This is a genomic window from Xenorhabdus hominickii (genome assembly GCF_002632725.1).
Lineage (GTDB): Bacteria > Pseudomonadota > Gammaproteobacteria > Enterobacterales > Enterobacteriaceae > Xenorhabdus > Xenorhabdus hominickii.
The window spans coordinates 210572-232583 of sequence record NZ_NJAI01000006.1 but is presented as its reverse complement, the minus strand read 5'-3'; the positions used below and the strand labels follow the sequence as shown (position 1 = coordinate 232583).

At 41.8% G+C, this 22012-nt stretch carries 19 protein-coding genes and 2 pseudogenes; 10 read left to right on the top strand and 11 right to left on the bottom strand.

From position 1 onward, the window contains the following. Positions 1–226 precede the first annotated feature (226 nt). From kdsA to hemA, 5 genes are all read right to left on the bottom strand, one after another. The gene (kdsA, locus tag Xhom_RS17990) at positions 227–1081 is read right to left on the bottom strand and encodes a 3-deoxy-8-phosphooctulonate synthase (protein WP_069315587.1); all 855 of its coding nucleotides are present in this window, start codon (positions 1079–1081) and stop codon (positions 227–229) included. A gap of 93 nt (positions 1082–1174) precedes the next feature. Further along, entirely contained in the window at positions 1175–1984 is an 810-nt protein-coding gene (gene sirB1, locus Xhom_RS17985; protein ID WP_069315586.1) for an invasion regulator SirB1, read from the bottom strand. Continuing rightward, positions 1968–2828, bottom strand: coding sequence for a peptide chain release factor N(5)-glutamine methyltransferase (gene prmC / locus Xhom_RS17980; RefSeq protein WP_069315585.1), 861 nt, complete (start codon positions 2826–2828; stop codon positions 1968–1970). Before prmC ends, sirB1 begins: the two co-directional genes overlap by 17 nt. Beyond that, positions 2828–3910, bottom strand: a complete 1083-nt coding sequence (gene prfA, locus Xhom_RS17975; protein ID WP_069315584.1) for a peptide chain release factor 1 — start codon at positions 3908–3910, stop codon at positions 2828–2830. Before prfA ends, prmC begins: the two co-directional genes overlap by 1 nt. Before the next feature lie 30 nt (positions 3911–3940). Continuing rightward, positions 3941–5203 (bottom strand): glutamyl-tRNA reductase, encoded by a 1263-nt coding sequence (gene hemA / locus Xhom_RS17970; protein WP_069315583.1) that lies wholly within the window; start codon positions 5201–5203, stop codon positions 3941–3943. Positions 5204–5475: 272 nt separating this feature from the next. Here hemA and lolB point away from each other — a divergent pair, with 272 nt between their 5' ends. From lolB to Xhom_RS17945, 5 genes are all read left to right on the top strand, one after another. Further along, positions 5476–6093, top strand: coding sequence for a lipoprotein insertase outer membrane protein LolB (lolB, locus tag Xhom_RS17965; protein WP_069315582.1), 618 nt, complete (start codon positions 5476–5478; stop codon positions 6091–6093). Further along, the gene (gene ispE, locus Xhom_RS17960; protein WP_069315581.1) at positions 6093–6998 is read left to right on the top strand and encodes a 4-(cytidine 5'-diphospho)-2-C-methyl-D-erythritol kinase; all 906 of its coding nucleotides are present in this window, start codon (positions 6093–6095) and stop codon (positions 6996–6998) included. Before lolB ends, ispE begins: the two co-directional genes overlap by 1 nt. Positions 6999–7057: 59 nt before the next feature. Continuing rightward, on the top strand, positions 7058–8005 hold the full coding sequence (prs, locus tag Xhom_RS17955; protein WP_145957477.1) for a ribose-phosphate diphosphokinase: 948 nt from the start codon (positions 7058–7060) through the stop codon (positions 8003–8005). A 998-nt stretch (positions 8006–9003) separates the two neighbouring features. Further along, positions 9004–11004 carry an autotransporter outer membrane beta-barrel domain-containing protein gene (locus tag Xhom_RS17950; RefSeq protein WP_069315579.1) on the top strand — a complete coding sequence of 667 codons (2001 nt, stop codon included), beginning with the start codon at positions 9004–9006 and terminating at the stop codon, positions 11002–11004. 224 nt (positions 11005–11228) lie between these two features. Further along, positions 11229–13217, top strand: coding sequence for an autotransporter outer membrane beta-barrel domain-containing protein (locus tag Xhom_RS17945; protein WP_069315578.1), 1989 nt, complete (start codon positions 11229–11231; stop codon positions 13215–13217). Positions 13218–13326: 109 nt separating this feature from the next. Here the strand turns inward: Xhom_RS17945 and ychH are convergent, their stop codons facing one another. Beyond that, the gene (ychH, locus tag Xhom_RS17940; protein WP_069315577.1) at positions 13327–13596 is read right to left on the bottom strand and encodes a stress-induced protein YchH; all 270 of its coding nucleotides are present in this window, start codon (positions 13594–13596) and stop codon (positions 13327–13329) included. 386 nt (positions 13597–13982) lie between these two features. Here ychH and pth point away from each other — a divergent pair, with 386 nt between their 5' ends. Both pth and ychF read left to right on the top strand, forming a co-directional pair. Then, positions 13983–14573 (top strand): aminoacyl-tRNA hydrolase, encoded by a 591-nt coding sequence (gene pth / locus Xhom_RS17935; protein WP_069318411.1) that lies wholly within the window; start codon positions 13983–13985, stop codon positions 14571–14573. 111 nt (positions 14574–14684) lie between these two features. Beyond that, positions 14685–15776 carry a redox-regulated ATPase YchF gene (ychF, locus tag Xhom_RS17930; RefSeq protein WP_069315576.1) on the top strand — a complete coding sequence of 364 codons (1092 nt, stop codon included), beginning with the start codon at positions 14685–14687 and terminating at the stop codon, positions 15774–15776. 1103 nt (positions 15777–16879) lie between these two features. Here ychF and Xhom_RS17925 read toward each other — a convergent pair. Further along, a complete protein-coding gene (locus Xhom_RS17925; RefSeq protein ID WP_069315575.1) occupies positions 16880–17716 on the bottom strand; it encodes an alpha/beta fold hydrolase in 837 nt (278 codons plus the stop codon). A 577-nt stretch (positions 17717–18293) separates the two neighbouring features. Between Xhom_RS17925 and Xhom_RS37065 the strand changes: the two genes are divergently transcribed. Then, complete coding sequence (locus Xhom_RS37065; protein WP_069315574.1) at positions 18294–19385, top strand: phage tail fiber protein; 1092 nt, start codon at positions 18294–18296, stop codon at positions 19383–19385. 41 nt (positions 19386–19426) lie between these two features. On the opposite strand, the gene Xhom_RS30580 is transcribed toward Xhom_RS37065, so the two are convergent. Together Xhom_RS30580 and Xhom_RS17910 are read right to left on the bottom strand one after the other, a co-directional pair. Then, positions 19427–19564, bottom strand: a complete 138-nt coding sequence (locus tag Xhom_RS30580; protein WP_169928470.1) for a hypothetical protein — start codon at positions 19562–19564, stop codon at positions 19427–19429. Between the two features lie 212 nt (positions 19565–19776). Then, positions 19777–19959 carry a DUF2569 family protein gene (locus Xhom_RS17910; RefSeq protein ID WP_476756457.1) on the bottom strand — a complete coding sequence of 61 codons (183 nt, stop codon included), beginning with the start codon at positions 19957–19959 and terminating at the stop codon, positions 19777–19779. Positions 19960–20022: 63 nt separating this feature from the next. On the opposite strand from Xhom_RS17910, the pseudogene Xhom_RS37060 reads away from it, so the two are divergent. After that, positions 20023–20459, top strand: a pseudogene (locus Xhom_RS37060) (IS1 family transposase); the annotation flags it as partial. A 41-nt stretch (positions 20460–20500) separates the two neighbouring features. On the opposite strand, the pseudogene Xhom_RS17895 reads toward Xhom_RS37060, so the two are convergent. Then, positions 20501–21194: pseudogene (locus tag Xhom_RS17895) on the bottom strand (IS1 family transposase). A gap of 282 nt (positions 21195–21476) precedes the next feature. On the opposite strand from Xhom_RS17895, the gene Xhom_RS17890 reads away from it, so the two are divergent. Next, a complete protein-coding gene (locus tag Xhom_RS17890) occupies positions 21477–21698 on the top strand; it encodes a hypothetical protein (protein WP_145957475.1) in 222 nt (73 codons plus the stop codon). Positions 21699–21814: 116 nt separating this feature from the next. Here Xhom_RS17890 and Xhom_RS17885 read toward each other — a convergent pair. Next, on the bottom strand, positions 21815–22012 hold a 198-nt coding region (locus Xhom_RS17885), incomplete at its 5' end, for an IS1 family transposase (RefSeq protein ID WP_244590771.1).

Genomic DNA, 22012 nt, shown 5'->3' with positions numbered 1-22012 from the left:
TAAAAATAATTATAAATCATTTCACTTTGAAGATACTACAATCGATAAATAAGATAAGTTAATTTTTCAGCATGTAATACTTCTTTTAACTGATGAAAAAAATATTCTGCTGCCCCTATTATCAACCCACTATTAATATATTACTTTTATCAAACCATATCAAAATAAGCGATTACAGGTTATCGACCTGTAATCGCCCCATAAAAAAACTCAACCGATTATGTGATTATTTGCTGGTATCCAGCTCAGGAAAGTTTTTCACCACATCATCTATCGCTTTAATTTGCATCAGGAAGGGTTCCAATTTTGCCAGTGGCAGCGCTGACGGGCCGTCACATCTCGCATTTTCTGGATCAGGATGAGCTTCAAGGAACAGACCCGCAATCCCTACCGCCATACCCGCACGAGCCAGCTCAGAAACTTGACCACGGCGACCACCGGAAGCTGCGCCAAATGGGTCACGACACTGCAATGAATGCGTGACATCAAAAATCACTGGAGCACCATCAGTTGCCTGTTTCATGACACCAAAGCCCAGCATATCAACGACTAAGTTGTCATAACCAAAGTTGCTGCCGCGATCACACAAGATTATTTGCTCGTTACCGCCTTCCTTGAATTTATCCACAATATTTCCCATTTGTCCTGGGCTAACAAACTGTGGTTTTTTAACATTAATCACGGCGCCGGTTTTTGCCATTGCCTCAACCAAATCGGTCTGACGAGCAAGGAAAGCAGGAAGCTGAATAACATCAACCACATCTGCAACAGGCTGGGCTTGTGCCGATTCATGCACATCTGTGATAATTTTCACGCCAAAAGTCTGTTTCAGTTCTTGAAAAATTTTCATTCCTTCTTCCAAACCCGGCCCACGATAGGAATGGATAGAAGAACGGTTAGCCTTATCAAAAGACGCTTTGAAAACATAAGGAATGCCCAGTTTTTGTGTCACGGTCACATAATGCTCACAAATGCGCATGGCCAAATCCCGTGACTCAAGGACATTCATACCACCAAACAGTACAAAAGGCAGATCATTCGCGACCTTGATATCACCAATATTAACCACTTTCTGTTGCATGCTTATACCTTCTTGTTAAGGGCAAATAAATTTGCTGTATCCATAAAAAATAAATGGGAGCCGAGAAGTTTCGTCTTATTCTTATGATGCTGCTCAATGAAGAACGATCGATCTCTGCTCAATGGAGTTAATCTGCATTTTTATCATCTCTGAGATAGGATCTTCAGGGCAGTGCTCCACAAAATAACTCAAATCCGAGACAGCAATGTGACTACAATCGAGTTGTGCATAAATCAGCCCTCTATCGCGGATTTCATATGGGTCATCCGGATCAAACATCAGCACAATTTCGCTGGCTTTAAGCGCCAATTCCATCTTTTTCTCTTCCATCAGGGAAACTTTAATGGTATCGGTGACTTTGCGGACAAGACTGACATTGTCCGCTTCCTGTAAATCTTTTTTTTCCAGATGAACTGTAGGGCCAATGTTGCCTTTCAACCAGACATCAAGTGTGTGTTCATTAAGAGAATCGCCATTCATGGGATTAATAAACCATGTCGGTTCTTCAGCCAAATCCATCCGCAAGATCAATTGGGTGGGGAATATCACAGGCTGTACTGACAAAGCCAGCGCCTGAGCAATGTGTATAAATATTGTCCCCAGTGCCACTGGCGCACCTTGCCGTGTCCGCAGTACACTATCCAACCACAGGGTATCAGATAAACAATACACTCCATTCGCCCCGCCAAATTTCCATTCCCGATAAAAAAGCGTCAATAATGACTGCAATTTTATTTTTGGATCAGTAATAGAAGAAAGTTTCTGCCGGGCTTCTTCAACCAAACCCGATAACTGTTCAGCCACCGAAGTTTGAGGAAAATCCGGGCGAATGGCCTGTGTTACTAAAATAATACCGTCAATCAGGGGAGCATTATTGAATTCATAATTAACTATGGGTTTCATTTTTATTCCATCGACCTACCGTGATACGTTCGTTACCACCATAATCCTGAAAAGTCGCTATCTGTTGATAACCCTTCTCCAAAAATAGGTTTCTGACAACGGTTCCCTGTCTCCAGCCATGTTCCAATAATAGCCATCCATTTGGTAACAGAAAGTGGCGGGCTTGCTCTACAATTATCTGCAAATCCGCCATGCCATTTTGGGCGGAGATCAATGCCGTGGCGGGTTCAAACCTGACGTCCCCTTCGCTTAAATGAGGATCAGACTCATCAATATACGGAGGATTGCTAACAATCATATCAAATTGATGATTACCCACCGCAGCAAACCACTCACTTTGCAAAAAATCCATACGGTGAATCGCCAATTTTTCCGTTATTTTCTCTGCATTATGTTTCGCCAGTTTTACAGCATCAGGGTTAATATCAACGCCCATCACATGGCAATCATGCCGTTCACTTGCCAACGCCAGCGCAATCGCGCCCGTTCCTGTTCCGAGATCTAAAATCTGGGCGGGCGAATCCGGCAATAATTCTAACGCCTTTTCAACCAGACATTCGGTATCAGGACGAGGAATCAATGTTGCTGGCGATACCGTAAGCGGTAATGACCAAAATTCTCTTTCACCAACTATATAAGCAATAGGCTCACCGTTGATACGGCGAGCCAACAAGCCTTCAAGCCGATGAGATTCTTCCTCTGAAATGCGTGTTTCATTGAAAGCAATCAGGTAAGTACGGGAACGCCCTGTCACATGCCCCAACAGAATTTCCGCATCACGCTTAGGACTGTCACTCTCTGACAGTTGCTTCGCTGCAAATTGTAGCCAACGTTGGTAATTCATTAATCCTGCTCTGATAATGCGGATAATTGGTCTGCCTGATACTCAGTAATGATTGGTTGGATAAGCATATCCAGTTTGCCTTCCATTACTTCCTCAAGACGGTATAACGTCAAGTTGATACGGTGATCAGTCACTCGTCCCTGCGGAAAATTATAAGTGCGGTTGCGATCTGAGCGGTCGCCTGAACCGAGCAAATTACGACGCTCAGAAGCTTCAGCTTCCTGACGTTTTCGCATTTCCGCAGCGCGAATACGCGCAGCAAGCACAGACATCGCTTTTGCCTTGTTTTTATGTTGGGAACGCTCATCCTGGCATTCCACAACGATACCCGTTGGAAGGTGGGTAATTCGAATCGCGGAATCGGTGGTATTGACGTGCTGACCACCCGCACCGGAAGAACGAAATGTATCAATTTTCAAATCACTGGCGCTAATTTCCGGTAACTCTGCTTCTGGAATTTCAGGCAAAATGGCCACAGTACAGGCAGAGGTGTGAATGCGCCCCTGAGATTCTGTTTCCGGCACTCGCTGAACACGGTGACCACCCGATTCAAATTTCAAATGCCCATAAACTTGATCACCGGAAACTTTGGCAATGACTTCTTTATATCCACCGTGCTCACCCTCATTGGCGCTCATAATCTCAACTTTCCAGCGGCGGGATTCTGCGTAGCGGCTATACATACGGAATAAGTCACCGGCAAATATCGCAGCTTCATCACCACCTGTGCCTGCACGAACTTCAAGGAAACAATTGCGTTCATCATCCGGATCTTTCGGTAACAACAATAGCTGTAACTGCTGTTCCATCTCTTCATTACGAATTTTTGCGTCCTTGAGTTCTTCCTGCGCCATTTCCCGCATTTCGGGATCATCAAGCATCATTTCGGCTGTTTCGATATCATCCTGAACGTTTTTCCAGGATTTAAAACAGTTAGTCACATCGGTAAGTTGAGCATATTCCTTTGATAACGCACGGAAACGCTCTTGATCAGCGATCACTTCAGCATCACCGAGGTGAGCCAAAACTTCTTCATGGCGTTCTTGCAATGCTTCCAATTTAGCGACAATAGAAGGCTTCATTCGTAATATCAGACCTTATTTAGAATAGGGTTAGTTATGATCCAGCCCGAGGCTGTCCCGTAATAGATTCAGGCGTTCCAAATCGCCATCACTGGCGGCCTGTTGGAGTGATTTAGTTGGTGTATGGATCAGACGATTCGTCAATTGGTGAGTCAATTGGTTGATAATCTGTTCAGCATCAGCACCCTGCTTTATGGACATCAACGCTTTTGCCGTCATCTCAGCCCTGATTTTCTCTGCCTGCTCCCGATATTCACGAATTGTATTAACAGCCCCTTGAGAACGCAACCAATCCATAAAATGGCTGCTTTCTTGTTGCACAATACTTTCCGCAACAACCGCAGCGGCTTTACGTTGGGCAAGGTTCTGCTGAATGATGGTCTGTAAGTCATCAACGCTATACAAATAAACATCACTCAATTTTTCAACATCCGGTTCAATATCACGGGGAACAGCGATGTCGATCAACAACATCGGTTGATTTCGGCGTAATTTCAATGCTCGTTCGACCATACCTTTGCCGATAATCGGCAGTGGGCTTGCGGTAGAGCTGATGACAATATCCGCTTCAGACAATCGGGTATCGATATCCTGCAAAGAAATAACTTCTGCGTTAACTTCACTGGCAAGTGTCTGTGCCCGCTCTTTCGTACGGTTCGCGATCATCATTTGACGCACGCCATGTTCTTTGAGGTGACGCGCCACCAATTCAATAGTTTCCCCTGCCCCCACCAGCAAAATGCTCAGTCGGGAAAGAGATTCGAAAATTTGCCGTGCAAGCGTACAAGCAGCAAAAGCCACAGAAACGGCATTTGCCCCAATTTCTGTTTCTGTTCTGACTCGTTTGGCTACCGAAAACGATTTTTGGAACAACCGTTCCAGTTCGCCCGATAGGGATTGATAATTTTGCGACTCGGCAAAGGCTTTTTTCACCTGCCCCAAAATCTGTGGCTCCCCCAAGACAAGTGAGTCCAGACCGCTTGCAACTCGCATCAAGTGGCTGACTGCTTCATTATCCAGATGCCAATAGAGGCTTGATTTCAGGTCATCAGGATTGAGCTGATGATACCCACAAAACCAATTAATTAATTCCTCTTTAAAATCATCCTGTTGTTCAACACTAAGATAAAGTTCCGTGCGATTACAGGTTGACAACACAACACCACCTCGCACCAGCGGCTGCTGGAGCAAGTTATCAAGCGCAAGCCCTATCGTGTCAGGAGAAAAGGCCACCCGTTCACGTAAAGAAACAGGCGCTGTTTTATGATTGATACCGAGTGCTAATAAAGTCATTTTAACTGCGTTGAGCTATCACATGGATCAAATTCATCATTGATATTAAGAACCATTTTCATAAACTCACACCCTTCATAAGGACTCTCATGGCTGAGCATTTTACTTGATGCATCAGTTCAATAAAAGTCAATCGGACAGTTCTGCTGTAATTTATTCGAGAATTATTGCCAAGTTTTCGCTAAATTAACGCTTTGATTATAGACTTTGGTGGCACAATCCAATCACAAAAACCACCCCCATTAGACTATTTTATTGCCAAGGGTTACCGTATGAAAATATCTTCATTCTTCCGCTTACTTCCCCTATCCGCTGTATTAATGACTGCCTGTACAATCACTCAGCCTCCTACAGGGACGGGATCAGCGAATACCCCACAATGGCAAGCCCGAGAACAGCAACTGCAAAAACTGGAACATTACCAGACCCGAGGCTCTTTCGCTTATCTGGCCGATAAGAAAAAAGTGTATGCCCGTTTTTTCTGGCAACAATACTCGCCTGATAATTATAAATTACTGCTGCTGAATCCACTGGGCACAACAGAATTAGAACTATTCGTCAAACCAAACATGATCCAACTAACTGATAATGAAGGAAAGAAATATTTTAGTGATGACCCCGATACGTTGATTCATCAGCTTACCGATATGGATATTCCTTTGGATAATCTGAAAAATTGGATTATCGGCTTGCCCGGCAATGCCAAAAACTTCCAACTGGATGCTAATTATTTGCTTAAATCTGTGAGTGATCGAAAAAATGGCGACGTTTGGCAGGTAAATTATCAGGGATACGATACATCCACGATCCCTGCTTTACCCAATCGTCTGGAACTCACTCAAGGAAAAAACCGCATAAAGTTAAAAATGGATAACTGGACGACGCAATAATGACTTTAACCTGGCCTTCAACGGCAAAATTGAATTTATTTTTGTATATCACAGGACAACGGCCTGATGGATACCACGAACTGCAAACGCTGTTCCAATTTCTAGACTATGGCGATGAAATCACCATTACGCCCCGTCAGGATAATCAAATCCACCTACTAACGCCAGTTGTCGGTGTAGCTCACGATGATAATCTAATCGTTCGGGCTGCCCGATTATTGCAGGATTATCTATTACAAAAGCGGGCATTGCAGGATCACGGTGAAGCAAGCCAATTTGGCACCGAATATTTGGGAGCCGATATCCGCATTGATAAATGCTTACCGATGGGCGGTGGCCTGGGGGGAGGTTCTTCCAATGCTGCAACGGTATTAATTGCTCTGAACCATCACTGGCAAGCCAAGCTGTCCGATGACGAACTGGCACAGCTCGGTGTCAGCCTTGGTGCAGACGTTCCGGTCTTTGTCAAAGGCCATGCCGCTTTTGCTGAAGGTATCGGGGATAAACTCCAACCAGCCTCACCGGAAGAGAAATGGTTTTTGGTTATTCATCCCGGAATTGAGATCTCAACCCCGACGATCTTCACAGATCCTGAATTAAAAAGAAATTCTCCGATTCGCTCTCTCCCCGCATTATTAAAGGCACCATTCGCAAATGATTGTGAACCAATCGCAAGAAAACGTTTTCGTAAGGTTGAACAGCTTCTTTTATGGCTGTTAGAATACGCACCGTCACGTCTGACCGGAACCGGTGCATGTGTTTTCGGCGAGTTCGAATCAGAAGCATCGGCCCGTAAGGTGTTAAATCAAGCCCCAGAGTGGATGCAGGGCTTTGTTGCGCGTGGTGTCAACATCTCTCCGTTGCATACATTCCGCTCTGGGATAACCGTGTTATTGAACCAATGAGCAATATTTGTTCGATTGGTCAACAATATCTCTCTGGACGCAAGCCTGAGGTTTTTCCCGTGCCCGAAATGAAGCTTTTTGCTGGTAATGCCACACCTGAACTAGCACAACGTGTTGCCAACCGCCTGTACACTAGCCTGGGAGACGCAGCCGTCGGTCGTTTTAGCGATGGTGAAGTCAGTGTTCAAATCAATGAAAATGTACGTGGTGGTGATGTTTTCATCATCCAATCCACCTGTGCGCCAACCAACGACAACTTAATGGAATTAGTCGTTATGGTTGATGCTCTTCGTCGTGCTTCCGCGGGTCGTATTACTGCCGTTATTCCTTACTTCGGTTATGCTCGTCAGGATCGTCGTGTCCGTTCAGCTCGTGTGCCTATCACGGCTAAAGTCGTCGCAGACTTTTTATCCAGCGTTGGTGTAGACCGTGTTCTTACAGTTGACCTGCACGCCGAACAAATCCAGGGTTTCTTCGATGTTCCGGTTGATAATGTATTTGGTAGTCCAATCCTTCTGGAAGATATGCTCCAGAAAAATCTGGAAAACCCAATTGTTGTCTCTCCAGACATCGGTGGTGTTGTTCGTGCCCGTGCGATTGCCAAACTGCTGAATGATACCGATATGGCTATCATTGATAAACGTCGCCCACGTGCAAACGTTTCTCAAGTGATGCATATAATCGGTGACGTGGCTGGCCGTGATTGCATTCTGGTTGATGACATGATCGATACAGGTGGCACACTGTGCAAAGCGGCTGAGGCATTAAAAGAGCGTGGAGCGAAGCGAGTATTTGCTTATGCAACCCACCCTATCTTCTCTGGTAATGCAGTGGAAAACATCAAGAACTCAGTGATAGATGAATTTATTGTCTGCGACACTATTCCTCTGTCTGATGAGGTTAAGGCATTGAACAAAGTTCGCACTCTGACACTGTCAGGCATGCTTGCTGAAGCTATTCGTCGTATCAGCAATGAAGAATCTATCTCTGCTATGTTTGAACACTAATGTTTAAGCCTTAGCGTCGATATTAAGCGCTAACTTATTCAAGTGATTAAATTAATCATTGCTTAAAAATCCCCGTTGCCGCAAATGCGACAACGGGGATTTCTGTATATAAAACACACAAAAATAATAATTTCATAGTGGATTAATAATTTAAAGAAATATTAAACCAAAGAAAATAATTAATTTTATCAATAAGTTAATTAAGGTATTTCTTAGCCTATTTAAACACAATGAACCGCTGAAGTTATAAACAACAACAAATTAATACTCTGCAAGTATACCAATTCATCTGGTACGTCCAGTAGCCAAATACTGGTGTCATTAAAAGGTTGCTGCTAACCTGTGGCTAAGTCGATAGCGGTAGGTTTAGACCTGTTGGCGTTATGTTGGTTCCCTTGGAAAAATGAAGTACGACTCCCTTCTACCCATTTTGCCGTAAGCCAAATAAGCATTAAGTGTTCGATCAATAAAAAAATATCAATTGTTAATACCAAAATAGTATCGATAATTAATATTTCCTATGACAAAAAATAAGTATTATTTATGTGGTGAGCTATCGATATCTAAAACTAAAGTCATAGCGTCCTCCAACTTGAATCCAGTACAGGAGTACTTTGCCAAATTATGTTGAGGGAAATATTTAAAGGCTGAACGTTTTAACATCACATTATATAAAAAATTCAAAGCAATATGGAATATCGTTGACAGGGAACCATACTTAACAAAAGACAGTCATTGTCAATAAGCTAACTGCCTATATCCCAATGGATTTCGAGTTACAGCGTGGTGGCAAAAGAACGCATTCTCAGGAGCACAGCAAACTATAGTAACTGGGATGAGAATAGCGGTACCTGAAAGATAACGGGTATAACGTCGATTTATTTGAAATCTAAACATATCAGCATCTCCAATTTCATCAATGGAGCCGCCGGACGCTTTTCATTAAAAGACGAGATGCTAATACATAAATAAAAAAACTACTATTAAGGAGAGTGCCAATGAAAAAGGCATTTTTATTCACACCTGCACTGTTAGCGCTTTCAATCAATGCTATTTCTACTGCCAATGCCTACAACCAAGTCTATGTCTTTGGTGATAGCCTGAGCGATGGTGGAAATAACGGAAGATATACGACAGATGGAGCAATCAGTCAATTATACCATGAGTATATTGCGCAACAAATCACGAACAGTGAATTAACGTCATCCAATAAAGGTGGTACTAATTATGCTCAAGGCGGAGCTACAGCTCTTGAGAAATACAGTAAATATGGGTTTAATACACAAACTCAGGTAAATGAGTACCTTAATGCCCATAATGGAAAAGCTGACCCTAACGGCATCTATATTCACTGGGTCGGAGGTAATGACCTTGCCAAAGCTTTAGAAGACGGACAAGTAAACCCAATTGATGCTTACTCCATTGTTAAAAACAGTGCCAATGCATCCGCTGCTCAAATCAACGAGCTTGTCAGCAAAGGGGCTGGATTAGTTATTTCACCTACCGTTCCCGATGTTAGTACTACACCTAAATTTTTAGAAACATTGCTTCGTCAAGCTTTATCCCCTGAAAATTATAAAGACCTACCTGAAAAACAAAAAAATGCCATCGATGAAAAAATCAATGGGGCACTGAAACAAACCCACGATGGCATTAACACATTTCCTACTCCTAATAATGATTACCGCAGTCAAGTCCTTGAAGGTGCTTTGAAAAAAATCGCAGAAGGCGCATTCCCAACTGACAAAGCCCAAGCGGAGAAGACGTATGAGAAGCTTAGTGCCGCTTACGCTAAAGCCAACAAAGGGGCCTCAAACCTCACTGATCTCTATAACAATCTGGTCGATGAGCAAATCAGCCAAAGTAATGGCAATATCTTACGTGCTGATATCAATGGCCTGCTACGTGAAGTGATCGCCAATCCAATGATTTATGGCATCCAAAATACGTTAGGCTATGCCTGTGAACAAGGAAAAGATGCCAATAATTGTTCCCTCAATGACCCAGGATTCACAAGAGACAAGCAATTTTTATTCGCTGACAATTTCCACCCAACGCCGTTGGCGCACAAACTCATGGGGCAATACATTACCTCTATCTACACAGCCCCAACACAGGTAATGACCCTGAATCAAGTTAACCGTACTTCGGTCAAAAGTGCCCGTTCATCCTTAGACGGCCATCTGCAACAATTGCGTAATGGCGGCAACGATCAAGGCAAAATCGGTGTCTTCGGCGGTTATACCGGTAGCCAGAATAAAACCTTCACGCTGGGCGGTGATTACCAGTTGCTGGATAACGTGCTGTTAGGAGCCATGTATTCTAACTATAAAGATGAGCGCACACCTGCCGCCGACTTCTCTTATGAAGGTCTTGGTCATATCCTGACGGGATATGCACTGTGGAACTACTATAATAACGGCTGGCTGAGTGGTGATTTCCATTATTCACGTACCAATTATGACAGCCTGACCCGTACTATCCAACTTGGTGATGCCACACGTCGCGAAACCGGTTCTACCACAGGTAAGCAATGGGGTATGCGCGTTACAGCAGGCTGGGATATCCCTGTCACTCAATACCTGAGCACCAGCCCAATCGTTCAGTATGCTTGGGATAAAGGTGATATCGATGGCTATCGTGAATCCGGCAACAACAACACATCCATGCACTTTGGCGACCAAAACTATAGCTCCAAAGTCGGAACACTGGGATGGAGAGTCGATACTCAGTTAGGTCGCTTCAATCCTTATGCTTCTGTCCAATTAAATCATCAATTTGGTGATACGAAATATAAACTGAGCAGCGCCATTAACTCCACCAAAACATCCTTTGTGCAGGAAAGCAGTAAACAGAGCACCGACTGGCGTCAATATACTGTAGGAGTGAATGAAAACCTGTTTAATAACGTGCGTGGATTTGCGTCCGTTACCCGTAATGAAGGCAGTGCTCAAGACCCTAATTACAACTTCAGTTTAGGTATTAACGCCAGTTTCTAATTTTTAATTTTCTTGTGTACAAAACCGTTGTCCACAAAACCGTAGAAAAACAGAATTAGAATACCCAATTCAAAACGCAGGGCACAATATCACTGCCTTGCGTTTTTATTTTCTCGTCATTCAGCATTTATATACACATGTTAATGTAGTGTTAATTCTCTATCTATGTGGTTTGAAATAGTACTCACTAGTAATCATCAGGCTACCTTATTAGGAGAACGCCAATGAAAACAGCATATTGGGTAACATCAGCTACAACAGTATTTTTAATTAACTTCATCACAAATGCCTACGCTTATAACAATGTATATGTTTTTGGTGATAGTTTAAGTGACGGCGGAAATTTGGGAAGATTCACAACAAATGGAAACGATTCTGAGCTATACGATGAGTATATAGCCCGAATCCTCACTGGTAAAAAGCTAATCACATCTAATGACGGTGGAACCAATTATGCCGAAGGTGGCACGACGGCGGATGGTTCAACTGACTGGGTGACTAAGGAAATATTATTTGACCCTACGACTAAAAAACAGGTTAATAATTATCTGGATACACACGCTGGACGCGCTGAACCTAATGGCCTGTATATACATTGGGTCGGTGGAAATAATCTTTCTGAAGCCCTTGAGTATGCGGCAAAGGGTAATCAAGACGAGGCACAAAGGATCATTGACACCAGCTCCACAGCCGCAGCATCACAAGTCAATCAACTGATTAATGCCGGTGCAGGTCTGATTATTGTTCCCAATGTTCCCGATATTGGTACCACGCCAAAGGTGCTGGAAAAAGTACTTAATGGAGCATTAGAACAGAGCAAAATTCCCAGCGAAGAAATTGATGCAATCCTGAAACAAACTCACGAAACCATCAATAAATACCCGACCCCTAATACCTCGATCAGACGTCAAGTAATTGAAGGGATTTTTAAAAAAGTTGCTGATAATGCAGCAGCCAAAGATCCCATCGAGGCTCAAAAAATCTACCTGAAACTCCTTACCGCCTACGATAAAAACAGCCAAATTGCTTCCCAATCTTCTGACGAATATAACCAGAAAGTAGACAATCAACTCGGTAATGGGAATATCTTACGAGCCGACGTTAATCGCCTTTTACGAGAAGTCATCGATAACCCCACCATTTATGGTGTCTCCAATACTCTCGGTTATGCCTGCCCACAAGGTTCTCTTGCTCTTTTATGCGATTCGACTGATCCCGATTTTGATAAAAGTCAATCATTCTTATTTTCCGATAGCTTTCATCCCACACCTTATGCTCATCAGGTGATCGGGCAATATATTATGTCTATCTATAACGCACCGTTACAGGTGATGGTGCTTAATCAAATCAACCGAATGCCTGTTACAGCCGCTCAGTCCTCACTTGACGGGCACCTGCAACAACTTCGCAATGGAAGTAATGCCCAAGGAGAAATTGGTGTATTCGGGGGTTATACAGGATACCGCAATAACACCTTCACATTAGGGAGCGATTATCAACTGACAGATAATTTCCTGCTGGGAGCAACAGTTTCACGTTATCGGGATGAACAAAATACAAGCTCTGACTTTACCTATGCAGATACAGCTCACGTTGTAACCGCTTATGCGCTGCTGAATTACTATCACAAAGGTTGGCTGAGCGGTGACGTACATTATTCACATGCCAATTATGATAGTCTGATCCGTACCATCCAACTTGGAAAGGCCACACGGAGGGAAATCGGCTCTACCACAGGTAACCAATGGGGAGTACGCATCACGGCAGGCTGGAATATCCCTATCACCAACTACCTGACGACCAGCCCAATTCTTCAATATGTCTGGGACAAAGGAAGTATTAGTAGCTATCGGGAATCCGGCAACAATAGCACTTCCATGCATTTTGGGGATCAAAACTATAACTCCCAAAGTGGCTCCGTGGGCTGGAGCTTAGATACCCAATTAGGCAGTTTCAACCCCTACGCTTCTATCCTGTTTAATCATCAATTCGACAATGAAAGCGGCACACTTCGCAGTGCCATCAACTCCACCAAAACAAGTTTTGTACAAAAGAGAGAAAAACAAGATAGAAATCGTTTTCAATACACAATCGGCGTCAATGCCAATCTGAACAATGGCTTTCGGGCATTCGCAGCCGTGTCTCATGAAGATAAAGGAACAGAAGCAAGAAATAACTATAATTTCAATTTTGGTATCAATGTTCGCTTTTAACATGCCGAACAAATGATAAGACAAGAAAAATGCAGACAAAAAACACAAACAAGGCGGTGAAAAAATTGCCGCCTTGTTTAGATGTGCTGTATTTTAACATTTATAAAAATCATGGGTGACGAGGTTTTTTACGGCGATAACGTTCATCGTAATTTTTCAACCACCAATATTTGTCAGTAACCCGCTCTCTTCCACCAACACTGGCCCCTACCAGCCAAATCAGGGCACCTACAAATAGCCCCATTAGTGCAATACCTGTCAGATACTCAGATTGCTCAATATTGAAGATATGGCTGACCAATACATAAGCCAGACTGACAAACATTCCCGCCATTCCCAATCCCATCAGAATGTTACCAAGAATCATTTTACGTTTCATAACCAACCTCCAATACTTTTTTTGAACGTAACGAACTCAAAAGCACGAAAGTAGTAGATATCTCCTGTTGTATTGATTATAGCCTTAGCATCCAAAAGGTTATTGCGGCAAAGATCACGAATTGTACGAAATTACACCTAATATTTTACATTCTGACACATTAAAATTTATTAAAAGCACCTTAGGCCCAATAAATTTGTAACCGAGGTAATTTACAGATAAACATTATGACATGTTTTAATATCATAATGAGTTTTGTACTCAAGCATTGAGGCAGGTAAAATGAACCTCTTTTTTTGTTTTATACTCAATAGATTTAGAATGGCAACCGATGAAATGGCCATTTGAACGATGAAGAGTATATTGCCAATAAGCGAACCAAGACTGTGAGTAACATAAAATTAATCGTTGGCCTGGCAAACCCTGGAGCTGAATATGCACAGACCAGACATAACGCCGGAGCATGGTTTGTCGATTTATTAGCGCAACGCCATAACCAGTCCCTGAAAGAAGAAAGTAAATTTTTTGGCTATACCGCCCGTATTAACATTAATGGGCAGGATATCCGTCTGTTGGTACCAACCACTTTCATGAACCTCAGTGGCAAATCAGTCCTTGCCCTTTCTGGGTTCTACCGCATTCAGCCAGACGAAATTCTGGTGGCTCACGACGAGTTGGATCTCCCTCCCGGCGTGGCAAAAATGAAACAGGGTGGCAGCAATGGTGGCCATAATGGTCTGAAAGATATCCAAAACAAATTCAGCAATAACCCTAACTTTCATCGCCTGCGTATTGGTATCGGCCATCCGGGTGATAAAAATAAAGTCGTGGGTTTCGTACTAGGCAAGCCAACCTCCAATGAACAAAAACTGATTGACGATGCTATCAGTGAAGCATTGAGCTGCACTGACATTCTTATTAAAGATGGCATGAACAAGGCGATTAACCGTTTACATGCATTTAAAGCCAGCGCCTAGTTGGGAGTGCATGGCGCAAAGGGCTATTGCGTGTATAATAGCGCCAATTTTTTATAACCCACCGACAGGCGTAAGCTCGTTGGTTTATAAGTGATCTAAGGTGATAAATCTATGGGATTCAAATGCGGTATCGTTGGCCTGCCTAACGTTGGGAAATCTACATTATTCAATGCGCTGACCAAAGCAGGTATCGAAGCAGCAAACTTCCCGTTCTGCACTATCGAGCCAAACACCGGTGTTGTGCCGATGCCAGACCCACGTCTCGACCAATTGGCCGAAATCGTCAAACCACAGCGCATACTGCCAACTACTATGGAATTTGTAGACATTGCCGGTCTGGTAAAGGGCGCGTCAAAAGGTGAAGGTCTGGGTAACCAGTTCCTGACCAACATCCGTGAAACAGAAGCTATTGGCCATGTTGTACGCTGTTTTGAAAACGACAACATCATCCATGTTTCCGGTCAAGTTGATCCTGCCACCGATATTGACATTATTAATACCGAGCTGGCCCTGTCGGATCTGGATACCTGCGAACGCGCTATCCACCGCGTTCAGAAAAAAGCCAAAGGCGGAGATAAAGACGCGAAAGCTGAACTGGAAGCCTTGGAAAAATGCCTTCCTCACCTTGAACAAGCGGGAATGTTGCGCGCTTTAAACTTGAGTGCAGAAGAAAAAACAGCGATTCGCTATCTGAGCTTCCTGACGTTAAAACCAACCATGTACATTGCCAACGTCAATGAAGACGGTTTCGAGAATAACCCACACCTTGATACCGTTCGTGCTATTGCAGAAAAAGAAGGCTCTGTTGTTGTTCCAGTTTGTGCTGCTATTGAATCTGATATCGCAGAGCTGGAAGATGCTGACCGCGAAGAATTCATGGCTGAACTGGGTTTGGAAGAACCAGGCCTGAACCGTGTGATCCGCGCTGGCTATGAATTGCTGAACCTGCAAACCTACTTCACCGCAGGCGTGAAAGAAGTCCGCGCATGGACAATTCCTGTCGGTACGACTGCACCACAAGCAGCGGGTAAAATCCACACAGATTTTGAGAAAGGCTTTATCCGCGCTCAGACTATCGCGTTTGAAGATTTTATTGCTTACAAAGGTGAGCAAGGTGCGAAAGAAGCCGGCAAAATGCGTGCTGAAGGGAAAGAATACATCGTTAAAGATGGTGATGTGATGAATTTCTTGTTTAATGTTTAAATTGTTTAAGCCTCTCGGTATCACACGATATTACAGAGGCTGAATAACGTACTTAAGATCCACGCAAATGCGTGGATTTTTTTTATAGTTAATAACTTGTCTGGGTGAATAGGTTTAATCAACAGAGATATAACTTAAAAAATAAAAAATCCCTCCACTAGTTAACATGCAATAAATAACTTAATTTATAATTACACTAAGAAAATTAACTCATTAAAATCCCCTCATCCTATTGAAAGCATTATTTAAATATCATTCGCCATTATTTTAAAAGTAAAAACTCAAGAAATATAACTCTTGTTTTTTAAATAAACCATCAACTCAAATAAAAAATAAATAGTAAAAAGATAAAACCTTTGCAAGAATGCCACTGTGATTATACTTAATGTGTTTATCCTCATAGATTCTAAAATTAATGAGCATAAACCATGAAGAGCGAAAATTAGTTTACCTGATTATTATTTTCACATTCAATAAATGTATTTAAAATTCTAAAAACATGTGAAATACAATTAAGTTAGTAACTGACATGAATTAAATATACTGTAATAATAGAAAATTCATTTATTACAATGCATTAATCATGCTTTCACCCTCAAAAAAGTAGGATAAAAGCATCTCACTATTATCATGAGATATTATTAAACAACAACATCCTTCACAGAAAATAATGTAAATGCAGTTGCTGTAAAGTTAGTGCAAACCCTGTCACATAATTATCAACACATTCAATATAAGGTATTAAATCATGAACAGAAAATTAGCTGCTTGTATACTTGCATTTGTTATCGGAACAACCGTCACCGCTAACGCTAGTGCATATCTTTGTAATGGCCTTAATGATACATTCAAAGATATGTGCATTAAAAATTTTTGTGACAAAATCCCGTGGGACATTGCTCACAAAGCTTGTGTATAAGCTATATTCTGCAAACTAAAAATTCTACTAGCTACACATGGTGTAGCATAATCAAAAATTTTTTAACCTGAAAAATAAAATGGATATATGAATAAAAAATCAGGATACCCATTCTTAATTGAACGGGTATCCTAACTTACTATTATATCTGTCGTTTTTTAAGTTGTAGTTTTATTACTTATGCCTATTGAAAGTCATTGATAAAATCAGCCAAAATAGGATTAAATAACTCAGGAGCTTCCCAGAAAGGTGCATGATCAACATCTGCTAAATTAAACACCTGCCCTTTCCAAAGGTTTTGATAAATTAGTCCATTAATATAGTCAATGTTGATAAATGGGTCACTCGCACCATTAACAATAGCCAAGGGTATTTTACTGTTTTCAGCCAATATTTTCTGATCCGTTGCTTGAGGAGAAAGAAAGGCTTCAAACATATACTGCCGTGCCAATCCATCTGTCCTTGCTACCGCTTCAATAAGAAACGGTTCATGCGGTGCATTAACACCACAAGTCTCAGCTGCAAAATTTTTAATGTCTTCCTCAGTAAATTCGGCTTTTCCGGTAAGTCTCATATGTTTGCTAGGACGAAAACCGCTAGCGACATTATCTACACCATTTGATACTGGCGGAGTACCACAAATCATTAACCCAATCATTTTAGGAAACAGAGCCAACATTTCTAATCCAATATGTCCTCCTAATGACCAACCAAAAACCACCACTCTGTTAATACCAATTTTTTCCAATACCTCAATGACAGTATGTGCATAACCGGGCATTGAATACGCTTGACGTGGGTCACTGGCATTTGATGATGCCCCATGGCCGGGCAAATCCAGTGCTAAAACCCGATATTTCTCTCTCAATAAGTTGATTTGATGACGAAATATTTCTTTACAACTTGAATTGCCATGTATGAAAAGAATAGGCAATCCATTACCTCCGGTATCTATTACTGCAATACCAGCATGGCGAGTTTGAATATTATATTGATGAATATTATCGCGTGTAGCAGTCATTATTCTACCCTCTTAAATATCACTAATAGATTAATCTACTAGCAACGTCTGACGTTTCATGAATTTTTTCGATATTTTCCAAAACAATATCAAAAATTAATAATATTAAATTCTGGGTCGTAAGAGGTAACGTTGTATACAAGTTAGGGGAAAAACTACTGTCACTATAGGCCAGAAGTCTGCTCTTTAACATGCAGAATATCAGCTAAAAGAATTTCCCGATTTAAAATCGGGAAATTCTGCGTTTATATAAGTTATTGACTTTACTTAATTCCTACTCAGGACGGGAATTCTCATTTCTGACAGAAATAAGGAAGATCAAGGGATTAGGTTAAAGAGGAGTTGTCTTTTTAACCCCTATCATGTTTTATCAGTAGAGGAACAGATTTTATTGATCCTTCCTTTGTTATTTTATGTCATCCTGCCATCAAAATATGCCACTCACCCATTGCAGTTAGTCAAGCCGTACTCTCCAGTATTGATAAACCGATTTTATTGATGTTCACTGGCGGAGCAGTATCCCACCGCCTTCATGATATTTAGCAATCTGTATTGTTGATTAAATGAGGGAATAAATATGAGTATTCAAGATAAAAAGCCTGATATACCTGTTTCAGAAGATGGTGATTTTGTTGTCGTTCCAACTCCGGAATATGTCAAAAACTCAGTTAAAGAAGCAATTGAAGACCACGCCAAAAGCCGCAACCATCCAGATGCAACACTCAGAGAAAAAGGTTTCGTTATCCTGAGTAACGCAGTAGATAGAGATGACGAGACTTATGCTGCTACATCCAAGGCAGTGAAAACGGCATACGATTTAGCAAATGTAGCCAATCGAAATGCCAACAACGCAAATGATAATGCAAATATTCGTTTATCTAAAGAGCAGAACGGGGCAGATATTCCAGATAAAAAGGTATTTGTGAGGAATATTGGGTTAGAAAATGCACTGAAAGTGGGGGATTATGGCGTTGGTACAAGCAGTATGGTTGATCAATCTCACATGGGCAATATGGAGGAATTTGGATATAAAACAGGGTGTTATTCGTATACATCTAGCACATCTAACCGATTAGGCGATTTTGGCTCTGTTATTAAAACGTGTTACAACTCCGGTAATCACCAGATGATTATAATGCCAAATTATGGTCGTACTATCATGTACGTAAAGAGGCATGTCGGTGGTAATGCATGGGAAAACTACACGGTTATGACGTCAAATATGTGGACTGTGGATGACAGCGGATATTATAAAACAGCCCCCAGCGTAGTCATCCCCGGTGGTTCCGGTGGAGGTAGCAATTTCACCACGAACAACGAATCCGAAGGTGCTACTGTTGAGCATCTATCTGAGGGTATTTACCTCATCAAAAATGTTCAGGGCTTCAATGCCGCTGGAGTATCGGGTAGCATAGAAACCCCTCGATGCCAAAACGATCTACCATTAATCTGGGTCAATCACGAAGTCCTGCCCGATGGCTCCATCAAATTAATGACCTACCACCGTGAACACACAAACGTCCCTGCTTTCGCCAGAAATATACGAGAAGGCTACGCTGACGGTGATTTGATCGATATCCCTGATGGCAGGTTTGTTTCAGTTAGAGTGCAAATGCCAGAGGATTCTATTTGGAATCAACAGCAACAAAAATTAGCTGAATTAAAATAACAATAAGAACACATTGCCCTTATCCCTTCCTGTTATTCAGATCAGGCGATATCAGGTATGGTTTTTACCATTTTCTGATTCCACACCGAATCTGCCAGCATCTGGACACGGACGTCCAGCCTAGTCCCAGCAGGTAAATCACACAGTTCGTCATCAGTGTAATAGGTTTGCTCATTCACTGATTTGATGCGCCGATTATGTATCCCGCATGTTGAAAGTTGCAAATTTTCCAATTTGAAATCGGAGAAAACATTGCCACCTCAGACAGGTGATCCTGTGGTTGCTGAGATATATCAAAACACAGTGTCAGTTAGCCTTTGAACAATTAGGACTACAATAACTACCACATTTTAGGTGATTGCAGGGAATGCAAAAGAATGCGTTGAGCTGATTAATTCACAAAAGTTCTCTTAACTCTCACAGATACCATAAAATAAGGTATCCATATAGCGGCGGTAACTACAGCCTGTAGAATAGGTGATATGGTGTCATAGTCGATTGAGTATCCCAGCCCATTAATAATTAAGAAAACAGCAATACTCTGAATGACGACATTTGCTAGGTAGAACAAGATACAAAGGTCATGTATTGAATAGTTAGTTGTTATGATATGCTTCTGCCTTTTTTATGGTGAAATATGGCTAAAGTTGATGTTCATTGTCGTTATTGTCATCAATCAGAAGACGTTAAAGGACATGGAAAAGGAAACGGAGGGCATCCCCGTTATCGCTGCTATGCCTGTCGTAAGGTCTTGCAGTGGGAATATACCTACCAAGCTTGTAAACTAGGCGTTCAAGAGCAGATTGTGGATATGGCAATGAATAACAGCGGTATTCGTGATACTGCGCATGTACTGAAAGTTGCCACTTCTACCGTCATGACAACACTCAAAAACTCAATCCCCGGAACGTGACTACCTTACCGTCTGGAGGCAGTGATATTCAACTTATCTGCGAGATAGATGAACAAGGGTCGTTTGTAGGAAGTAAGAAGAATCAGCGCTGGCTTTGGTATACGTGGGAACCCCGAATGAAACGCATTGTGGCCCATGTTTTGGGTGATCGCAGCAGGAAAATATGGGATAAATGGTCACATATTAAAAATGTTGATTAGCCTTAAACATAATATTCTCTTTCGATAAAAGTACCGATGACTTTGTCATGCATTTCCGGTGATTTTGAATAACCCAATGTTTTGCGATTCAGCCGCTTAATTCGGTTTCGAAGGGTGAGATTTTCACGTTCAATAAGCTATGTGAAACTTTTCCCGGTGAGGTGTTTATTTGCGGGCAACAAGTTGTAGCCTTGAAATGATCTGTACACCAAAAAGCCACTTTAAATTGGGATAATTTCTTGAGTAATTTCTTCAATGTTTTTTTACTTCGTCTGCCGAAGGTATGGGCAACAATGCGCTTCATTCGGGGTTCCCACGCATACCATAACCGACGTCGCTGCTTTTTATTTCCGACAAATGACTACATCTCGTCAACTTCGCAGATGATCTGAGTTTCCACATTATCCAACGATAATGAGGTTACACATCGTGGGGATAATTTTTTAAAACACGAACGACGGCATTAATACTAATATGCAATGCCCGCGCAGTGTCACGGATACCTGCATTATTCATCGCAAGATCCACAACGTGTTCTTTTATGCCCGCCTGACAAGCTCGATAAGTCTATTCAAGCTGAAAAGTGCGACGGCAGGACAGGCAACGATAACGCTGGTGTTCACCTTGAGCGGAACCATGTTTTCTCACCGACTCTGTTTGTCGACAAAATCGACATTTTACTTCTACCGTTGCCATTTAACTCCCTACAAAAAATAGGGAGTATACACGATGAACAACAAATTGAATACATGACCAAAAAGGGCACCGACCTGATCCAACGACGTATATGCCTAAGTCTAAAATTGATGCCCACCTATCTAAATTTGATGATGGGCGGTTAAGTTTACGTCTAAAAACTCATACAAAAATTATGGTACAGCCGGGCCGGATGGTGGATTTGTTATGCCTGCGTCAGAATTTGATCAAATAATGATTTAATCTAAAAGTAATTAGATATTAGTTGAGCAAAAATCAGGCTTGAATAAAGGGTATTTAAGCAATTCAGATACTATGGCGGTTTATATCAAGAAAGAAGATTTTAGAAATCTAAAAGTACCTTCTGGAAACGAATTCGGAGCAAACCAACATTGGGTTCCAGAAGGTAAAACTTCAGGAGGTGTTTCTGAAGCAGTAATGGATTTTTTACACCAACCTAAATTTGAAATAATAGATATAGACAATTATAAGTCTCACAAATGAGGTATATGTTATGACATTAAGTCCGTATTTTAAAACAAAACCTACTCCTGAAATTTTAGAGCCTAACCTGGAAGAAGAGGAGTTTTCGGTCATGTATTAAATAGTTAGATTGAATATCAAAAATAGTACTCACGCTCAATAAAAGTTCCTATCACCTTATCGTGCATTTCTTCGGATTTTGAATAACTGATAGTTTTTCTATTCAGTCTTTTTATTCGAGTACGCTGAGTTAAATTCGTTCTCTCTATACGCTGAGTAAACGTCTTTCCAGTCAGGTGATCTTCCTCGGGAAGGTTATCATAAACAACATAATC